We start from the raw sequence: 19680 nt of genomic DNA, 5'->3' as shown, positions 1-19680 counted from the left end.
ATCTCCTTTCCAGCATCCGGGATCAAGCGCGTCGCGTCAGCGCTGCCGCGCGTTGCAAGTCGTTCACCCGCAGGTGCGGGCGCAGGTCGGCCACGCCCACCCTCGGGCCCGCGTCCACCACGCGCGGCGCCAGCGCCCTTTACTGCGGGACGGGCTGGCAGCAGCCGGTGATGCAGTACGTGTAGACAGGGCAGGGGTCCTGCCCACCGAGCCCGCAGGGCTGCACCCCGTCCGCGCACTGCTGCCCCGAGCCGCTGCCGCCGCTCCCACCACTGCCGCCGCTGCCGCCGCTCCCGCCCGCGTCGCAGCCAGGATCGGGGGACGGCTTGCCGAGGCACACCTCGCAGGGCCCGCAGTCGTTCCAGCAGGAGTCGACGGGGATGCAGGGGTGACACTTCGTCGGATCCCCGAGGTCGGCGGCCGTGCACACGCTGTTGCCATCGGCGCCCTCGGAGCCGAGCCACACGTGGTCGCCGCTGCCCGCGGGCAGCTCGCAGCACCCGAAGCAATCGCACCCGTTCGGCGTGAGCGGCCCGCAGACGTCGTGGCACTGCTGCGACTGCGCGTCCTGCAAATCCCCGCAGCTCGCGTTCGAGCCGGGGTACATCGCGCCCGCGTCGTACGCACAGGACGCCCCGTTCTCCGGCTCGGGGTAATAGCCCGGGGCCACCTCGTTCGGGTCGCACCGGTGCGTCCACGTGCAGTCGTCGTTGCCAGCGCCCGAGTTCGAGTCCCAGTAGCAGTCCACGATGCAGGGCGGCCCCGCCTGACCCGGGATCCCCCCGTAGTAGCTCCCCTCGGTGTTGTCGCAGGGGCCGAGGCAGTCAGGGTCCTGGTTGTCGACGAGCCCATCGCCATCGTCGTCTTCCAGATTCCCGCAGGCGTAGACCTGGTTCTGGCAGGGCGCCTCGTGCGTCGGCGCGCCCCCCACCCCCGTCGTGGAGGTCGTGCCCGCGCCCCCGACCCCCGCGCCGCCCGCGCCGCCCGCGCTGCCCCCGCCCGTGAGCGTGCCGCTCCCGGCCCCGCTCCCGGCCGTATCCGCGCCGTCCACGCCCTTGTCGCTGCACCCCACCGAGAGGCCGACCCCGCAGGTCACGGTGACGAGGGCGAGCGTGGCAAGCCGAACGAAGCGCATGAGTCCTCCAGGAGCAAGTCAGGGACCGGCAGGCGTGCATGCCGGGTCGGTCCTGCGTGGGCTGTGGCAGCACCGCGCGTCCACGGCTCAAGAAAATGCAGAGGCCCGGCCACTGCCCCTCAAAGCTTCACCACCAGCCCCAGGAACCCTCCCACGCTCGGCCGCCCTGGCGCGCCGAGCGGCTCGCCCGCGAGGCGCACCACGGCCCGCGGCTCTGCGAACAGCACCTGCGCGTCCAGCAGCACCGCGACCCGCGCCCCCAGCGGCACCCCGACCCCCACCCCCGCTGCCCCCAGCGCCGACCACACCTCCCCCGACGCTGCCGTGTACGGCGGCACCGGCTCTCCCGCCGCGTGGAGGTGGTACACCCCGACCCCCGCCGAGAGCCGCGGCACCACCGGCCCGAGCGCCTCCAGGCTGTACACCGCCTCCGCCATCGCCATCTCCTGGCGCACCGCGAGCGTGCCTGCGCCTCCGGTGAGCGCGGGCGCGAACGTCGGGCCCACCAGGCTCACCCGCACCGCGAGCGCCCCGCTGGATCGCCCGGGCAGCGCTGCTCCAGCCTCCACCCGCACGAACGGCCCCACGGCCGGCCCCACCCCGCCTCCTTGCAGCACGACCGCCCCCACCTCCACGCCGATCCCCCCGTGCAGCGGACCTCTGGCCTGCTGCGCGGCAGCGCCTCCAGCCCCCTCCGTGACCGCACCTGGCGGTGGTTCCTGCGCGCCCTTGTCCGCCGGAGGACGCGCCCGCTCCAGCCGGATCCGGCTCGCCTCCAGGATCTCCGCCGCCCGCACCGCCACCACCGACGGCGCCGACGCCCCCTCTGCAGAGATGGTGCGCACCGCGGCGCCCTCTCCTCCCTCGACCGTCCACAGATCCACGGAAGCCCCACCTGGCGAGCGCCGGAGCCTCGCGACCGCGACGCCGCCTGACGCCCGCGCCACCTGCGCCAGATCGATCGGCTTCCCCGCAGCTCCCGCGCCTCCTGCTGCCCCCGCGCCTCCCGCCGCGCCCGCGCCTCCCGCTGCGCGTCGCCCCGCCTCAACCACCTCGAACCCTGCGGCGCCCAGCTCCGCGCGCAGGCGCGTCATCGCCTCCCGCAGCACCTCGTCCTCGCGCGCGGTCGCCTCGCCCCCCACGAGCACCACCCGCGGACGCCCCGCCTGCCTCGCCGCGGATCCCGCGCCCTTTCCGGGCTCACCGGCCGCGGCGTTCCCCGTGCTCCCCACGCTGACGAGCATCGCACCCAGGACGATGATCCTCGCGTGGGGCCTCTGGCGCACCCCTACGGCTCTAGCAGAGCGCGCGCTGCGGCGGCATGCCCACCGCGTGGATACCGCGCGAGGTAACGCTCCGCGATGGGCCGCGCCGCCGCGCGTCCACCTGTGCGCTGCGTGGCCACCATCTTCCGTCCGAGCGCCTCCGCCGCGAACGCTCCCCCGGGCGACTCGGCGAGGTACGTGTCGTACCAGGTGATCGCCTCGGCGGGCGCGAAGCCATCCGCCATGCGCCCGAGCAGGAACGCCGCCGCGCGCCCCGAGCTGCTCGCCGCGAAGCGCTTGCGCATGGCCAGGAGCGCCTTCCGCGCCAGCTCCGACCGCCCCGTGTACCGCGCCGCGTCCGCGAGGGCCGACAGATCGTCGATCGAACCCTGCGCCAGCACCGACTGGATCCCCCGCGTCTCTGCGTCCATGAGCACCCCCCCGAAATCTCCTTCGGCCACCCGCTTCGACCAGCTCCGCGCCACCTCGTGGCCCTTCGCCGCCCCTCCCACCGCCCCCTCGGCCCCACCCTTCTCCGCGCCCGCGCCCGCGCCCGCGCCCTCCGCGCCCGTCCCCTGCGCGTTCGCTTCTGCCCCCGCCCCCTCCGTGCCCTCCGGGCCCGCGCCTTCCGCGCCCGTCCCCTGCGCGTTCGCGTCCTTCCCTGCCGCCCCGCCCTCCACCGCCCCCGCCGTTGCCGCGCGCGCTCCCTCGACCCCGACCCCGGCCCCGAGGTCGTCCATCCTGGCCGCCTCCCCGCTCTGGATCTCCAGCGCCCCCTCCTGCAACCGCGCCACGAGCCGCTGCCCCGCGCGCATCGACACCCCCTCGGGCGCGACCGGCCCCCGCACCACCACCGCCCCCTCGCGGAGCTGCACCACCAGCTCCCCCGCCTCGCGCGACCACCGCACGTCGAACGCCGTGCCGGTCACCTCGATGACGAACGGCCCCACCTCCACCGACCACCGCGCCCCTGTCCGCCGCATGATCTCGAACGACGCGCGCCCGCCCTCCAGCGCCACCCGGGCCCCTTCGCGCCCGCGCTCACCGACCCGCATCGACGCTCCCGCCGCGAGCACCACCACGCTGCCCTCCGTGAAGCGCACCCGCGCCTCGCCTCCCGCAGGAGCTGCCACGTAGCCTTCCGCCGTCGTCGTCCCGTTCTCCACCGCGTAGTCGATGGGTGAAGGCCACCAGACCACCGCCACCGCCGCCGCGATCGCCGCCGCCGCCGCGAGCACCGTCGCCCCGCGCGTGATCGCCCGCCGCCGCCCTTCCTCGCGCCCCGCCCCCCGCACCACCGCGGCCACCAGCCGCTCCTGCCCCGCCGCGTCCCGCGCCGCGTCGTCCACCTCGGGCAGCCCCACCCGCGCCAGATCCCCGAGCCGCGCGAGCTTCACCTCGCCCTCCGCGCCCGCCCACCGATCCCCCGCGCGCTCCGGCCCCTGACCGCTCATGCTCCACCTCCCAGCCGTGCCGCGCTCTCCCCGCCGGGCGCCTCCAGGTACGCCGCGAGCTCCGGATCCCGCTGCGCCGCCGCCAGGATCCGCTGCGACGCGCGCGCGAGGTGCCGCTTCACCGTGGCCAGCGAGGTGTCCATCGCCGCCGCGATCTCCGTCAGCTCCAGCCCCTCGATGTGCCGCAGCACGAAGAGCATCCGCGCCCGATCATCGACCCCATCGAGCAGCGTATAGAGCCGCGCCACCGCCGCCCGCGCCCCCGCATCCACCCCGCTCCACGCCGCCTCGGGCAGCACCCCCGTGGGCGTGAGCTGCAGCCACCGCCGCAGCCTCCGCCGCCGCAGCTCCTCGCGCGCCACCCGCATGGCAATCCCCACGATGTAGCTCTGGAGCAGCGCCGGATCCCGCAGCTCCCCGGCCGACCGGAAGAAGCGCAGGAACGTGTCCTGCACCCGATCCTCGACCTCGTCCCCCGGCCCGAGCGTGCGCCGGAGGAGCCTGCGCACCAGCGGCGCAAACCGCGTCCACACCACCGCCGCCGCCCCCGGATGCCCCGCCGCCGCCGCCCGCGCCAGCGCCTCATCGCTGGTGGCCGCGAGCGGAAGCGCCTGCACCGCCCCCCGCGCAAGCCGCGCCTCCCCCACCCGCCCCGGCGGGGCCGGAGGCACACTCGCCGAGGGAGGTCGCGGATGGCTGGTCACGGGAGATGCTGTGGCCACTCCCGGGCGCCGCGGCTCAAGAATCGACAGGGTAGGGAAGAGGGGAGATTCCGATGGGGGGCAGGAAGCGCGGGAGTGAACGCGGGAGGGCCAGCGCCACTGGACAGGAGGGGCGTCCGGCTGGACAGGCGGGGTGTCCGGGAGAAGCGGTCGCGGACGATGTGCTCTCTGGTGGGTGCAGTCTCTGGCGGGGGCGTCCCTGGTAGACGCGGTTCAGGTCAAGCGCAGGTGGGGAGGATCGCAATGCCGGGTGTGTCCCGTGTGAATAGCGCGAGCACCCCTGCATTCGCAGGGGGCGCACATCCTGTGCCAGGAAATGGAGGATCCGTTTACGTGAAGGGGTGACCACGTGCACGTGAAGGGGTGACCACGTGCACGAGAAGGATGACTGCTGGCACGAGAAGGATGACTGCTGGCACGAGAAGGATGACTGCTGGCACGCGAAGGATGACTGCTGGCACGGGAAGGATGACTGCCGGCACGCGAAGGATGACTGCTGGCACGGGAAGGACGACTGCTGGCACGCGAAGGATGACTGCTGGCACGGGAAGGATGACTGCCGGCACGGGAAGGATGATTGCCGGCACGGGAAGGATGACTGCTGGCACGGGAAGGACGACTGCTGGCACGCGAAGGATGACTGCTGGCACGGGAAGGATGATTGCCGGCACGGGAAGGATGATTGCCGGCACGGGAAGGATGACTGCTGGCACGGGAAGGATGATTGCCGGCACGGGAAGGACGACTGCTGGCACGCGAAGGATGACTGCCGGCAGGTAGTGGTCAATTTTGACCACCGGTCGAGGAAGCGCTGTGCCCTCACCGGGAACTGGTCACCTCGACCCTGGCCGCACTAGAGTCCTGACGCACCCAACCCTGCGCTACACCGCTCCGGGAGTACGTCATGCAAGCTCTTCGATACACCATCAACGTCACCCTGGACGGGTGCTGCGACCATCGCGCCGGCGTCTCGAGCGAGGAGATACACCGTCACGCAACCGCGAACATCGAGCGGGCCGATGCCCTCCTCTTTGGCCGGGTGACTTACGGAATGATGGAGGAAGCGTGGCGGTCACCGGTGCCTGCGGGAACGAGGCCGGACTGGATGGAGCCCTTCGCCAGGACGATCGGCGCGAAGAAGAAGTACGTCGTGTCGAGTACCCTGGACCGGGTCGACTGGAACGCGGAGCTCGTGCGCGGGGACCTGGGAAAGGCCGTCGAGCAGCTCAAGCAGCAGCCGGGGAACGGAATCATGACGGGTGGCGTGACGCTCCCGAAGGCGCTGGCGGAGCTGGGACTGATCGATGAGTACGAGTTCGTCGTGCATCCCCGGATCGCGGGCCATGGGCCGACATTGTTGGCGGGGCTCTCGAAGTACATCGACCTGAAGCTCGTGAGCCGGCTGGAGCTCCCCTCGGGGGCCGTGGCAATGCGGTACGAGCCGAAACGGTAGCCAGGCCCGGCCCCGCATGTGACGCGCGGAAACGTGGCGCTGGGCAGATGGACTGCGGCAGTGCCGCCTGACCCCCTCACTCCGCGGTGGGTCAATCTCGACCACCACCCCTATGATGGGCGGGGGTGTCATCGATGATGGGCGAGGGTGTCATCGATCGTCGCGACCACAAGCGGGGGGGTATTCAGGCATGGTACTGAGCGCAGGAACGGCCCTCGCGTCTCGCACTACCTCAAGCAAACCTTGCGTCGCGTCCACGACTATGGACGACAACGCTACCTCGTGTGTAACCTATCCGCGTGGCGTTAGTCTGGAGCAGGTGTGTGAGTTACCGCCCGCCGGTTCAAGGCGCGTGGGCGCAGACCATATCGGTCCGCAGCATCCCGAGTTCGCCGAAACAATGCACTGGAAGGGGCCCCCGACGTGCACATATCTGCACACGGCTGGTGCTCTCAACATGGGGTGCGCCTGCCCTGTGGGCCGGCCTACGCGCTATTTCGTGGTGATCGCGAAACATCGTGAGGCCAGTCCCAACCCCACCCACATGCCATTGCAGAGCAAGAATATGAAGCGTCCCGATGTCCTTCTCCTACTCCCGCTCCTCCTGGCACTCTCGTGCGCCAGCGGTAGTGACAAGAACACCGACGGCAACCAGGCAGGATGTACGGCGCCGCTCCTCATGTGCGATGGCCGATGCGTGGATTCATCGCACGACCCACAGAACTGCGGTTCGTGTGGAGCCGTGTGTACGGCCGACGAGATTTGCGAAAACGCTCTCTGCGCCATGCGCTGTGTCGGCGGCACCTCCTCTTGTGGTGCTGGTTGCGTCGATACACATCGCTCGACCCGGCAAACTGCGGCGCTTGTGGCACAACGTGCGGACCTGATCAGGTCTGTAGCGGCGGCTCCTGTGTAGCCGTGTGCACAGGCGGCACCACGGAATGCGATGGTGTCTGCGTCTCAATGCAGAGCAGCTTCGAGCACTGTGGGACGTGTGGCCATGTTTGTGCGCCGGGGCAGTCCTGTATTCAAGGTGTATGCGATCCTGCGTGCGAAGGAACCTTGTCCCCGTGCAACGGCACATGCGTCGACTTCAGCTCTGACAGAGACCCCCTGTCGCCCCGCTGTCAACGGGATTGATCTATCCCTGGGGGATAGCTCTCGACGACACTCACGTATTTTTCACGGACTACGGCGGTGGTGTCGCCAAGGTGCCCAAGCTTTCGGGGGCAACTGTCGGACTTGCGTCCGGTCAGGTGAATGCGACGAGCATCGCGGTCTCTGCGCTCGATGTCTACTGGGCAATCGAGGCTAACCCTGGCTACGTCGGTCGTGTTTCGAAGGCCGGTGGGCCGCAGACATATGTGAGTTCGAACCAGTCGCTAGCACGAGGCATCGCGGTAGATGGCCAGCACGTCTACTGGTCGCGTACATCTGACGGAGCTATCGGCCGCGCCAACCTGAATCTGTCCAATCCAACCATGCTGGTCACTGGTCAGGGTCAGGCTGTCGACATCACCGTTGATGATAGCGCAATCTACTGGCTCACCGGATCGACAGGAAAGGTGATGGGTCTGGCGAAGTAGTGCTTCCATTCCCCTGTCCAACGCGATGGTGCTCGTCAGCAGGGAAAGGTTCAGACAGGATGCGCCCATGAGCGATGCACGACCGACGGAGCGCACGGTGATGGGGGCCCTCGGCAACGTGCTCTGGGTCGTGCTGGGTGGGTTCGTGTTCTTCCTCGGCTACCTGATCACGGGGGCCGTCCTGGCGCTCACCATCGTGGGCTTGCCCTTCGCGTTCGCGATCTGGCGGGTGGGGCTCTACGCGCTGCTGCCCTTCAACCGTCGCGTCGTGGACCGGAAGAACAGCCTCGGTTCCGGGTGTCTGGGGGTGTGCTTCAACCTGCTGTGGCTATTCCTGTTCGGGTGGGAGATCGCGCTCGCGCACCTCGGGATGGCGCTGCTCTGCGCGGTGACGATCATCGGCATTCCCTTCGCCATGGCGCACGTGAAGCTGGCCATCCTGGCGCTGTGGCCCTTCGGCAAGGAGATCGTCTGACGGGTGGTCGGGGGACACGCGCACCGTAACCGCCGCAGCACCGGCCCCTGAGGGCAGGCGATGGGGGGCGGGTCAGGAGATGACGGGCGAGGGGGCACCCGGGAGCTGTCACGGCGCCGGACCAGTGCCACGCACGCGTGACAGGGTGTGATGGCGGCGTGACAGGTCGGCTCAGCGGACCACGTGGAGCGCAGGGGGCTGAGGCGTGAGGCCTGAGGCGGGGCTGGTCAGAAGTCGGCGACGCGGCCGCCCATCATCACTTCGCGGACGTTGTTGATGACGACGTTGACGTCGGTGAGGGGGTCGCCTTCGACGGCGATGATGTCGGCGTAGTAGCCCACGGCGACGCGGCCGATCTCGTCCTGGAGGCCCATGCTCTGGGCGCCGTGGAGGGTGGCGGCGCGGAGGGCTTCGAGGGGGGTCATCCCGGCCTGCACGAGCCAGGTGAGTTCGTGGGTGTTCTGGCCGAAGCCGGTGAACACGGCATCGGAGCCCATCGCCATCTGCACGCCCAGTTGATGCGCCTGGGTCGCGGTGGCGAGGTTCTCCTGGATGTACTCGTCGAACTGCGCCTCCAGCTCGGGGGCGTAGCCGAAGAAGGCGAGGTTGTCATTGTAGTAGCGGTTGTGATCGATGGTCGGCACGTAGATGGTGCCCTTGTCGATCATGGTGCCGCAGTCGACGGCGTCGATGCCCTCCGGGTGCTCGACCGAGTCGGGGCCGGCGAGGATGGCGAGCTTGGCGGTGTCGCCGTGGTAGGCGTGGATCGCGATGGGCAAGCCCTCCTGGTGGGAGGTGTCGACCAGGAGCTTGAGCTCGTCGAAGGTGAAGGTGGGGACGCAGTCGAGGGTCTGGTCGGAGCACCTGTCGGCCCAGACCTTGACGAGATCGGCGCCGCGCAGCTTCTGCAGGTGGACCCAGCCGGTCAGCTCCTCGGCAGGGACCGAGCTCGGGAACTTGTAGTTGGAGATGCCGCCGTAGGCGGTGAAGATGCGCGGGCCATTCAGCTCGCCGGCGGCGATCTCGGCGCGCAGGGTGTTGATGACGTAGTCGCGGGCGCCCTTGTCGATGGCGGTGGTGACGCCGGTCTTGAGGGTGGCCACCGCGGCGCCGCGGGCGAGGTCGACGAGCTTGTAGGGGTTGTTGTTGTGCAGCCAGGTGGTGCGGGCCCAGGGGAGCGTGCCGGGCTCCTGGTCGGTCTGGTAGGAGAAGTGGACGTGGGCGTCGACGAGGCCGGGGAGGCCGGTGAAGGCCGACCAGTCGATGATGCTGGCGCCACACGGGATCTGCGTTTCGTCCGCGCCGACGTAGCTGATGCGATCGTCGTGAATCACGACGATGGCCTGGTTGATGACCGAGCCGTCCTCGGGGTTGACGAGCTTTCCCAGCCGGATGGCCTTGTCGGCGGTCGTGCATTCCGCGCCGCCCGCGCCGCCGTCGCCGCCAGTGTCGCCGGTGCCGCCAGTGCCGCCAGTGCCGTCAGTGCCGGTGGTGGTGCTGGTGCTGGTGCCGCCGCCGGTGCCGCCGGGGGTGCCCTCATTGTTTCCCGAGCCGCAATGAACGGTCGCGAGGATGGTGGAGGCCACCAGGGAGTTCCGAAACGCTGATTTCCACATGAGAAGCTCCTGGTTCTGTCGAGGCGCGGCTTCATGGCGACCCGGGGATGCTTCAGCCATCGAGGCTTCCAGCCATCGACGGTTGAGCGATCGACAGTTGAGCAATCGATATGCCACGGGAGGAACGCGGGAATGTCAGGCGGCGCCGCGCGAAGACAGGCTGTTCTGGCGCGATGAGAGCCACTCTGGCGCAAATTGCGCAAGGAGCAGGGGCCACCCAAGGGTTGGTTCAGGAGGAGGGAGGGCGGCGCGCGAGCAGCGCCTCGATCGCTCGCGCATCGGCCGGGGTGGCCGGGGTGAAGACGATCATGTCGAGGCCGTTGCTGCCGTCGACGGAGAAGGCCGAGTACTCGAGGGTGAGGGGGCCGGCGATGGGGTGCCGGAGGCGCTTCAGGCCGATGCCGTGGGTGTAGATCTCGTTGTCGGCCCAGAAGCGGCGGAAGTCTTCGCTGGTGGCCTGCAGCTCGGCGGCGAGGGCGGTGGCGGCGGGGGAGCCTCCGGTGCGGGCGACGTCCATGCGGAAGGTGGCGACGGCGAAGCGGGCATGGGTCTCCCAGTCGGGGCGCGCGGCGCGCGCGGCAGGGTCGGCGAAGTCGGTGAAGAGGCGGCGGAGGAGGTTGCGCTCGCGGGTCGGGAGGGCGGCGTAGTCGGTGAGCACGGTGGCGGCAGCGGCGTTCCAGGCGACGATGTCCCAGGTCGGGGTCTTCACGAAGGCAGGGCTGGTCGGGAGGGCGTCGAGCACGCGCTGGAGGACGGGCGCGACGGGAGGGAGAGGCGCGGGCTGGAGGGGCGGGGGGCGCTGCTGGGCGAGGAGGAAGAGGACCTCGCGGCCGGCAGCGTCGAGGTCGAGGGCGCGGGCGAGGCGCTCGAGGACGTCGTCGGAGGGCGGGCCGCCGCGGCCCTGCTCCAGCCAGGTGTACCAGGTGACGCTCACGCCCGCGCGGGTGGCGACCTCCTCGCGGCGGAGGCCCGGGGTGCGGCGGCGGCGCGGAGCCCCCGGCGCGGCAGGCTCGGGCTGCAAGCGCGCGCGGCGGTCGCGGAGGAAGTCACCCAGGGTGAGGGTCGGGCCCGGCAGGGGGTTAGGTTTCATACCCGTATACGCTCCCGGCTTTTTCAGCCCGGACTGGCCGAGCATAACCCTCCCGCAAGACAGCGAGGAGGTCAGCATGCGGGTGTTCGTGACGGGAGCGACGGGGTTCATCGGGACGGCGGTCGTGCGGGAGTTGCTGGGAGCGGGGCACGAGGTGCTGGGGCTGGCGCGCAACGACGCGGCGGCGGAGGCGCTGGCGCGGTCGGGGGCCGCGGCGCATCGGGGCGATCTGTCGGACGTGGAGAGCCTCGCTGCGGGCGCGCGGGCGTGCGAGGGGGTGATTCACCTGGCGTTCATCCACGACTTCTCGGCCTATGCGGCCGCCGTGGAGACGGACCGGAAGGCGATCGAGGCGCTGGCCGGGGCGCTGGAGGGATCGGGCAAGGCGCTGGTGGTGACGTCGGGGACTGCGCTGCTCACGCCTGGGCGCACGGGCACGGAAGAGGACGCGCCCGAGAGGGGACACACGCTCGGCCAGCGCGGCGCGTCGGAGCAGGTGGTGCTGGAAGCGGCAGGGCGCGGGGTGCGGGCCAGCGTGGTGCGGTTGCCGCCGTCGGTGCACGGGGCGGGGGACCACGGGTTCGTGCCGACGCTGATCGAGATCGCGCGCCGCACGGGCTTCTCCGGCTTCGTCGGCGACGGGGCGAACCGCTGGCCGGCGGTGCACCGGGGCGATGCGGCGCGGCTGTTCCGGCTGGCGGTCGAGAAGGCAGCGCCAGGGACGCGGCTGCATGGGGTGGCCGAGGAGGGGGTGGCGATGCGGGCGATCGCGGAGGTCATCGGCGCGGGGGTCGGGGTGCCGGTGCGCAGCGTCGCCGCGGAGGAGGCGGCCGCGCATTTCACCTGGCTGGCGAAGTTCGCGGCGGTCGACAATCCGACCACGAGCGCCCGCACCCGCGCGTCGCTGGGGTGGCGCCCGGAGGGGCCAGGGCTCCTCACGGACATGCGCGAGAACGGGTATTTCCTGACCCACACATAGCTCCCGTGCCCGGATCTATCGCTAGACCCGCCTACACACCCACAGATCTGTCAGAAGAGCCGATCAACTGAGGTGATCTCTGGGGTTCGATCGAGCGCTGGATTGCTGTCCAACGAGCCCGAATGCCTCTCCGAACCCTACGCACCCGAGCGCGAAGCTGAGTCATCGAGGTGAGCAGAGAGGACGTCCACGAGCGTTTCAAAATCAACATCCTCACCACGCCGCGCTACGGTGTATTGCTCGGCCTCTGGACCATCTGGCAATTCGCATTCAAAATCGAATTTGCCGTGATCCTTGGCGAATGTCGACACATACACGAGACGGCGCTCGTCACGCGTCGAAGCTATTCCGATCGCGCAAAGGTCTCCTGCCCAGTGGTCTCGGACCACCCATCCACGCTTCGGCAGGTCCAGACGGTTCAACAGCACCAGAACGCTGTCATCCTTCTCGACGCTCATTTCACAAACCTCCCGTCTACGAGCAGTTTTCTAACAGTCGAGTTATACGTCAGTGCCTCCTCGACAGTCATGTTCATCACTTCGCTCGGAAGTACCTCTTTGATGCTGCCCTTGCGAAACTGGCCTACAAAATTGGCAACGGTGTCATCGAGGCTGTTCAGCACCTGTCTGCTCGTCGGGCTGTTCACGTTGAGTTTGAGCTTCCGCGCAAGCTGCTCCGCTCGCGACATGGCGCCGATGCTGTGCCCTATCGGGCCAGAGCGCGGGAGTACTTCAGTTGCGGCCCCCGCAACCTCTCCCGTGGTAAGCGCTTGCCCCTTGGCCGTAGCTCTTGAAGCCCCACCGGATCCTCGCCCGACCATCAGAGACAGCGAGTCCTCGACCTCGTTCAGAACGCGACCCACCCGTCCCTTCAGCGTCCCCTCAAGGATTTTCCCGGCACCGGCTCCAGCTACCGCTTCCGCCGGGTTCAAGCCCTGCTGAGCTCCTTCCAATGCATCGTCGAGGAACTGACCAATCTGCTGCTGGTACTTCGCAGCCACCGCAGCTGCCGTAGCACCGGCCTGCGCCACGGTAGCTTTGGCCCGCGCTATGCCAGCACTGACCCGCGCTACGCCAGCGCTGATTGCAGCGACCCCACCCATGCCCTCCACCGTTGCAGCGGCACCTGCAGCCGGGGCGAGTGTCGCCGCCGCGCCAGCTCCGACAGCGCCAACCACAGCCCCACCGAACCCTACCGCCGTGGTTCCGTGGATGGCTCCCGTCATGTGCATCCCCTGAACAAAAACGCTGTTCTGGGTGCTTGGTGCCATCTGTCGGAGCGCATGGAGCCCCACGGGGGCCGTGGTGCGTGACGGCGCTTCCTGTGCCCGCACCTTGCGCTGGGCCACCTGCTGGGCCTTTTGCGCCTCGGCTGTTGGAGGCGTGATCCCCAGCTCCACCGCTTGCATGACGACCAGCCGCTGCATGAACGCGAGCCCGTAATCAGGGACGTCGTCCTCAGGGGCCATTCCGCTCGGATCATGGAGCCTGACCGGATTACCCCTCACGTACTCGTAGAGGTTCGGGCCATACTCCACTCCCGCCGGGTCCGCGGATGTCCACCTTCCGAGCCAGCAGGCGTAGTACCTGGCGCCGTGATAGTAAAGCCCGGTACCCTCGTCACGCTCCTTTCTCGTGTAGCGATACCGTTTGAGGCTCACCTCTACTCCGCCAGGCGACGCCCAGTAGGCCGTCGTCCCGTACGGGTGGTACTCCTCATAGGAAATGACCAGCCCTGCCCCGTCGAGCTCCATACCGGCAGAGCCGAGATGGTTCTCGAGCTGATAGCGGACGCCACTCCGGGGAGACGACACTGGCGTGAAAGCGTCCACCGTCTTCGTCTCCACCATCGCGATTCGCCGCGCATCGTCCATGAGATGAAGTGTCTCTCGCTCCAGGACGAGATCCGCGTTCAGCCCTTCTCTCCGGCGGTAGACCTCGTACTCATCAGCATAGATCCGCTCCTCCTTAAGCCCGCTGTGTTCCCAGATCTTCCGGACACGCTGCCCGGCGGCGTCGTACACGTAGTACGCGGTCCCGCCGCCACCGAGGTCGACCTCGCGCTGCTGGTCCTTGAAGTCCCAGACAATGCTCGCCAAGTGCGGCATCGAGGTCACGTTCCCGTGAGCATCGTACATATAGTGTGCCGAGTAAGGCGCTGACGGCAGGTCACCCGGAAGGCTCGTAGAGAGTAGCCAGTTTCTGTCTTCGTCAATCTCGTAATGGCGCGTCCACCCGCCGCCGACGGCCTGGTGCGCCATGGTGAGGATGTTGCCAACCTCGTCGTATTCGTACGATTCCGCGTAGGCGCGGAGCGCTTGCGGATCATTGGGGTGCGGGGCCTGCACCAGCGGGAAGCCTTCGGCGTCCTGCTGGACGTCGGCGTTGTGGCCGGCGTGCTCGCGGCCTTCGGCACGGGTGAGGCGATAGAGCGCGTCGTACTCATACCTGGAGACCGGCTCGACGAGCTGACCGTTGTGGTAGAGGCTCTGCTGGGCCTTGTCCTCGATGAGGACGATGTTGCCGACGGGATCGTAGGTGTAGCGGAGGTCTTGCAGGATCGCGCTGTCCGCGATGCGCATCGACTTGAGGCGGGTGAGGCGGAAGGTGAGCGGGTCGTAGGTGTACTCGGTGACGACGCCGTTGCCGTAGGCGATGCGCTCGCGCTGGCCCTTGGCGTTGTAGTTGATGGCGACGACGAAGGAGGTCCAGGTGGAGGCGCCGCGCAGCCGGACGTCGACGGCTTCGAGCAGGCCGGCCTCGTTGTAGGTCGGCCGGGTCTCGCTCTGGTCGGGCTTGGTGGTGCTGATGGGCCGGTTGAGGGCGTCGTAGGCCGTGCTGCTGGTGAAGGTCTCCGTCTGCAGAGCGGGGGCCGGGGTCGCGGCCCAGTCGAGCTGGTTCTGGTAGTCGACCGCCAGGGTGCGGGTGCTGCCAAGGGGGTTGCCCTTGAAGTCGAAGCCGGTGCTGGTGACGAGCCCGGCGCCATCATACTGCTGGTAGATCTTGCCGCGCAGGTTGAGGGAGGCGGCATTAGGGACGCTCTCGCCGTGGACAGTGCGCTCGGCGAGCACCTCCGGGTTGGTGCCCTGCTGCACCCACAGCTCGATCGGTCTCCGGAGCACGTCGTACTTGGTCCGCAGGGTGTGGCCGCGGCTGTCCCATCCACGCAGCGGATTTCCGAGCACATCAGGGAGCATCCAGCGGATGCCGCCGTCGATGCTGTCCTGGTGGATCTTGCGGCCGGCCACGGCGAAGGTGTGGACCATGCAGTCGTTGCCGCGGGCGTCGGTGATGACGCGCGGGTTCCCCTCGAGGTCGAGCGTGGTCGTGGTGAGGAGCCTGGTGTCGCCTCCCAGATCGGCGACGCTCACCACGGCGCGCCCGAGCGGGTCGACATGCACCACGGAAGGCGTGCCAGCATGGGCAGCGGCCAGAGCGGCGGCGCGCTGGTCGGCGAGGCTGGGGGCGGGGGAGGCACCAGGCTGGCGAGCGGCGAACCAGAGATTGTCCTCGTCGAGCACGGTGTCGCTCGCGTCCCAGGAGGTCTGCGACCAGGGCGTGAACTCCACGCGCGCGCAGGTGCCGTCGGGGAAGTCGGTGCGCACGAGCCGTCCCAGAGGGTCGTAGCGGAGGACAGGGGTCACGCCCCAGTGCACGAGCGCCTCGTCGTCCTCGTACTCGGAGGTGCTGCTGAAGTAGGGCTCGTACTGCTTGATGGGGTTGCCCTTGTTGTCGACGATGGTGCGGCCGGTGCCGACCCAGCGCGGGTTCGCGGCCAGCTCCGGGGTGCCGTCGGGAGCGAGCACGGGCTGGCCGTCCTCGTCGAGGACCAGGGTGAGGATGGGCTCGGCCTGGACCTTGCGCATCAGCTCGCGGCCGGAGCCGTCAGAGTAGGCGTAGCTCTCCTGCCAGCGGGTGACCGGGTCGCCGTGGGTCTCGCGGGCGCGGGCGTGGATGACGCTAGGCTTGCCGGCATTCATGAAGCGGAAGAGATCGCTCTCCAGGGTGGTGGTGGGGTCGTCTAGGGTGTCGCCCTCCTGGCCTCCCGCCTTGCCCATCACCGCAGTGGCGACCACCATCCCGAGCGCATCGAGGCGCACGGCGCTGCGGTTGCCGTTGGGGTCGGTGATCGCGACGGGGGACATCACCCGGTAGTCGTTGGTGACGCTGACGGCGTTGCCCAGCGCGTCCTCGGTGCGCTCCACCAGCAGGTGGTAGGGGTCGTACGCGACAGTGCTGGTAGCGCCCCAGGGGTCGACGACCGAGGTGGGGAGGAAGAAGCGCCCTGCGTCGAAGCGCTGGCGGCCGGAGGGGATCCACCACCCTGATTCGCCCGGGAGCTGCATGTAGCCGCCTTCAAGGAGGATGGCCGAGGTGACGCGCGTCTGGGCGTCGTTGAAGGTGGTGTCGAGCTGGCCCTGGGTGAGCGCGAGCTGGTAGCTCTCGTGAGGGAGCGCGCGCAGGTCGGCCTGTCCCATGGCGAGGGGCGCCGGCAGGTTGGTGCTGTCCTGGTAGCGCACGCGCACGTCTTCGAGGAGGCGCCGCTCGGGGGCTGTGGGTAGCGGGGCTCCAGCGGCGGGAGGCCAGTCTTCGTAGGGGCGCGCGGCTTTCCCGCTCGCCTCGGCGACGGCCGCCGCCATTTCCTCGAAGGCGTAGACGCGCGCGGGGGCCGTGAGCCCGTGAAGCTCGTAGGTGCGCGTGGCCGTCGGGATCCCCAGCCGGTAGCCCTCTGCAGCACCCGCGAGGTGCACGACCTCGACCTCGGTCAGCGTCACGTGCAGCGCGTTCTGCGCGGCTACCGCGCTCGTGCCGTGTCGCCTCGGGTAGGCTACCGCCACGCTCTTCGTCGCGACACCGTACGCGTCGACCTGGAGCGTGAAGGCGTGCGTCACGCGCGGATCAAGCCTGTCTTGCGCATCGAGGTGCCGCTCGTAATACAGGGAGATCGCCTCCCGCTGGGAGACCAGGAAGACGCCCGGGGTCTTGCCTCGCGCGGGCTGCTCCATGCGCACGGCGTGGCTGCTCTCCACCACCGAGTACGGGATCGCCGCCTCGGGCGAGCCGTCGAGCGCGTACACCTCCTGGCGCAGCGTCCAGCCGCGCAGCGCCCGGCAGGCTTGTCCCATCTCGTCGACGGTCAGCTCCTCCGGCAAGATCGTGTCCGGCAACCGCGGCTCTTCCGCGCTCCCCTCAAGTCCAGTTCCGGCTTCATCGATCCCAGCCCCGGCCTTACCAAGCCCAGGCCGAGCGTCTCCCGAGAAGTATTCTTTCTCGTACTGCCGGCTGATCGCCGCGTGCCCGCGCCAGGCCCCGGTGTGCAGCCACGTCTTCGTCAGCACCGGCGGCTGCGGCAGCTCGCCGTTCACCGGCGTCACTTCCGGGAACAGCCCCTTCCCGCGCGCCGCCGAGAACGCCTCGGTGTCGACTTGCTCCACCAGGCCGAAGCCGCGAAACTCCCGCTCCTTGCCGTCAAAGTAGCCGTGGTGGTAGCGGTACTCCGAGACGAACCGCACCCGGCTCAGGTGGTCGTAGCTCTCCACCCGCGTCACCACGTGCACGGGGAAGGGCAGCCGCGTCACCCACGGCTTCCCGGCCTTACGGTCGGCCAGATAGAACTGCGTCGAGGGCGCGTAGGCCATGCGCCGCTCCAGGCCCAGGTTGTTGACCATGCGCTCCAGCAGGTGCGGCTTCTGGCCGCCGCACAGATCCAGGTAGTGGACCGCGCGGCTCCGTGGCGAGTGCCACACCAGGCACGCGGTGCCGCTGCCGAGCACGTCGACCAGGTCCACGCGCGCATTGGCGTCGGGGTACACGCCGAGCGGTTGCTCCTCGCTCCAGCCGTTGCCGGCCTGGTTGAACCAGACCCGCACGCCGCCCTCGCCGCCCACGTAGATGACGTCGGTGGTGCCGGAGCCGTCGATGTCGCCGAGGCGGATGCGGCGCGCGTCGAACTGGGTCGACGAGGCGAAGCGGGGCGCGTTCGTCATCACCACCTTCGCCCCGAACTTGCCGTGGCCGAGGTTGGGCCAGTAGCTCACGCTTCCGTTGTCGATGCGCACCAGGTCGGTCAGGCCGTCACCGCTCATGTCGGCGAGGAACACGGTGTGGCGCGGGTCGGCGAAGACCGCCGTCGGCCCGCGGGCGTCATCGCGTCCGCGCGGGAAGAAGCGCGCCGGGCCGAAGCCGCGCTTGCCCAGCGAGGGATACCAGGTGTAGCTCGTGGCGCCGACGAGCAGAAGATCGTCGAGGCCATCGCCGTTGAGGTCGATGAAGCGGAGGTTGGGGTCGTTCCAGTCGATGTTTGGCTGCGAGGCGAAGGGGACGAAGGGGCCCCAGCCGTCGTCCTCGGTGCGCGCGTGGTAGCCCGCGACGGGGGGTGCGAACTGCACGAGGTTGCGCTGTCCGTCGCCGCCGAGGTCGAGGATCTGAGGGGAGACACCCGCCGCGATCACCGGGCGGTCGCGGAGGCGTCGGGGCGGGGCGAAGTGACCCCCGCCCTCGTTGCGCTGGTAAACCAGGGCGCCGCTCTGCTCGGAGAGGACGCCGGGGAGGCCCTCGCCTTCGAGGTCGACCCACTGGTGGCCCTCGACCATGCGGCTGGAGAGGATCTCGGCCGTGTCGGGGTCGAGCTGCTTCATCTGCCCTGGGGCTGCGGCCTTGGTGTAGCCAAACTCCACGGGAGGGAAGGCCTTGACCGTGTAGGCGCCGGTGCTGCCCGCAGGGCGCAGGTATCCTTTGTGGGTGGCCGAGAGGAGCCGGCTGAGTGAGGGGTTCTCGTCGTAGGCGAGGTCCACGGAGCGGACCAAGGTCGGCACCACGCTCCGCGCTGGGACGCGGACGGGGTCGAGCCCGGTGGTGGCCTCGGGGCCGAGTTCCTCGAACCAGTGGAACATCAGCACGCGCTGACACAGGCGGTGGGTGCGTACCTCGAAGCCGGCGCGGTACTGCGAGAAGGGATCGAGGCGCGCGTGCCAGGGACGGCCAGGGGCGGAGTCAGGCGTGGGATGCGCCGGGTCGTGCTCGCCGTAGTCGAGGACGACTTCGAGCATGCAGTCCTCGCCGCTGGTGTCGCCGGGGACGGTGTTGCCGTAGAGCACGCGCTTCAGGTAGCGGTTGGTGAAGGGCGCGAGGCCCCGACGGCGCGCATCTTCGTAGAGAGTCGGCGGGACACTGGCGAGGTCCTCCTCGACGTAGCGGTAGAGGATGACATTGCCCCGATCATCCTGGCTGCGCTCAAGGAGCCAGGAATGGGTGCGTCGAGGCAGGCCGGGGCCACTGGGGCCGCCTGGATCGGCGATCTGTGCCTCGCTGGACGCTCCGTACGTGTGGGTCACGTTGTCGCGCGTGGTGACCCGCCAGTGGACCTCACCCGAGCTGCGGCTGCGCCAGCGCTCGATGCGGGCGTAGGCGCCTTCAAGACGTGGCCGGTAGCGGCGCACGTCGTAGCCCTCGCGGAGCGTCTCGTCCAGGGTACCGCTGGTGTTCAGGCCAGGGACCAGCTCCTCGAAGCCGGAGAGCAGGAAGATGTCCGATTCGCCCGCGTCGTCGTACTGGGGGACGCCCTTGTCAGTCTTGCGGGTGATCGCCGGGACGGCGAGCTGCCATCCGAGGCCGAAAGGGCCATTGCCGGAGCCGGAGTCGTACACGAGCGAGAGCGAAGGGCCGAATCCCTGCCGCCCCGGAGTGAGCGGGAGGGGGACATCCAAGCTGCCAGTGCCGGTGGCCGGGGCAACGCGGAATGCCTCTCCCAGGCCACGAATTGCGCCGCCGCCCATGGGCAACGAGGGCGCTGGCGCCTTGACGGGCGAGAAGCCACCAGGAGCCTGGGCAGGGGTCGTGAGCGCCGAGGGGACGCTGGACGCCGCGCCGGCAGGAAGCCTGCGGGAGCTTCGGTCGTCGTTCATGA

Annotated in this window: 13 protein-coding genes; 4 read left to right on the top strand and 9 right to left on the bottom strand. The window is 69.4% G+C overall.

Features of this window, described 5'->3' with window-relative positions:
- Positions 1–139: 139 nt before the first annotated feature.
- From CAP_RS19980 to CAP_RS50650, 5 genes are all read right to left on the bottom strand, one after another.
- Positions 140–1135 carry a hypothetical protein gene (locus CAP_RS19980; RefSeq protein WP_044243443.1) on the bottom strand — a complete coding sequence of 332 codons (996 nt, stop codon included), beginning with the start codon at positions 1133–1135 and terminating at the stop codon, positions 140–142.
- 119 nt (positions 1136–1254) lie between these two features.
- Positions 1255–2421: a hypothetical protein gene (locus tag CAP_RS19975; RefSeq protein ID WP_156040961.1), complete on the bottom strand. Its 1167-nt coding sequence runs from the start codon at positions 2419–2421 to the stop codon at positions 1255–1257.
- 2 nt (positions 2422–2423) lie between these two features.
- Positions 2424–3854, bottom strand: a complete 1431-nt coding sequence (locus CAP_RS55030; RefSeq protein ID WP_081865065.1) for a FecR family protein — start codon at positions 3852–3854, stop codon at positions 2424–2426.
- Positions 3851–4558 carry an RNA polymerase sigma factor gene (locus tag CAP_RS19965; RefSeq protein ID WP_269324445.1) on the bottom strand — a complete coding sequence of 236 codons (708 nt, stop codon included), beginning with the start codon at positions 4556–4558 and terminating at the stop codon, positions 3851–3853. Before CAP_RS19965 ends, CAP_RS55030 begins: the two co-directional genes overlap by 4 nt.
- 347 nt (positions 4559–4905) lie before the next feature.
- Positions 4906–5373, bottom strand: a complete 468-nt coding sequence (locus tag CAP_RS50650) for a hypothetical protein (protein ID WP_156040960.1) — start codon at positions 5371–5373, stop codon at positions 4906–4908.
- Between the two features lie 107 nt (positions 5374–5480).
- Here CAP_RS50650 and CAP_RS19955 point away from each other — a divergent pair, with 107 nt between their 5' ends.
- From CAP_RS19955 to CAP_RS19950, 3 genes are all read left to right on the top strand, one after another.
- Positions 5481–6029: a dihydrofolate reductase family protein gene (locus tag CAP_RS19955; protein WP_044243436.1), complete on the top strand. Its 549-nt coding sequence runs from the start codon at positions 5481–5483 to the stop codon at positions 6027–6029.
- Between the two features lie 1136 nt (positions 6030–7165).
- Positions 7166–7615 carry an NHL repeat-containing protein gene (locus CAP_RS50645; RefSeq protein ID WP_156040959.1) on the top strand — a complete coding sequence of 150 codons (450 nt, stop codon included), beginning with the start codon at positions 7166–7168 and terminating at the stop codon, positions 7613–7615.
- Between the two features lie 67 nt (positions 7616–7682).
- Positions 7683–8090 (top strand): YccF domain-containing protein, encoded by a 408-nt coding sequence (locus CAP_RS19950; protein WP_231511574.1) that lies wholly within the window; start codon positions 7683–7685, stop codon positions 8088–8090.
- Positions 8091–8317: 227 nt separating this feature from the next.
- Here CAP_RS19950 and CAP_RS19945 read toward each other — a convergent pair whose 3' ends face one another.
- Together CAP_RS19945 and CAP_RS19940 are read right to left on the bottom strand one after the other, a co-directional pair.
- Positions 8318–9676, bottom strand: coding sequence for an amidohydrolase family protein (locus tag CAP_RS19945; RefSeq protein ID WP_156040958.1), 1359 nt, complete (start codon positions 9674–9676; stop codon positions 8318–8320).
- A gap of 259 nt (positions 9677–9935) precedes the next feature.
- Positions 9936–10796 carry a helix-turn-helix transcriptional regulator gene (locus CAP_RS19940; protein ID WP_044243434.1) on the bottom strand — a complete coding sequence of 287 codons (861 nt, stop codon included), beginning with the start codon at positions 10794–10796 and terminating at the stop codon, positions 9936–9938.
- A gap of 76 nt (positions 10797–10872) precedes the next feature.
- Between CAP_RS19940 and CAP_RS19935 the strand changes: the two genes are divergently transcribed.
- Positions 10873–11775 (top strand): SDR family oxidoreductase, encoded by a 903-nt coding sequence (locus tag CAP_RS19935; RefSeq protein ID WP_044243432.1) that lies wholly within the window; start codon positions 10873–10875, stop codon positions 11773–11775.
- Between the two features lie 137 nt (positions 11776–11912).
- Here CAP_RS19935 and CAP_RS50640 read toward each other — a convergent pair whose 3' ends face one another.
- The gene (locus CAP_RS50640; protein WP_044243430.1) at positions 11913–12233 is read right to left on the bottom strand and encodes a hypothetical protein; all 321 of its coding nucleotides are present in this window, start codon (positions 12231–12233) and stop codon (positions 11913–11915) included.
- Positions 12230–19678 (bottom strand): SpvB/TcaC N-terminal domain-containing protein, encoded by a 7449-nt coding sequence (locus CAP_RS19925; RefSeq protein ID WP_081865063.1) that lies wholly within the window; start codon positions 19676–19678, stop codon positions 12230–12232. The genes CAP_RS50640 and CAP_RS19925 overlap by 4 nt, the downstream gene beginning before the upstream one ends.
- Between the last annotated feature and the right edge of the window lie 2 nt (positions 19679–19680).

This window comes from Chondromyces apiculatus DSM 436, assembly GCF_000601485.1.
In the GTDB taxonomy this organism is placed as follows: domain Bacteria; phylum Myxococcota_A; class Polyangia; order Polyangiales; family Polyangiaceae; genus Chondromyces; species Chondromyces apiculatus.
The sequence above is the reverse complement of the archived record's forward strand: the minus strand, read 5'-3'. Positions and strand labels throughout refer to the sequence as shown.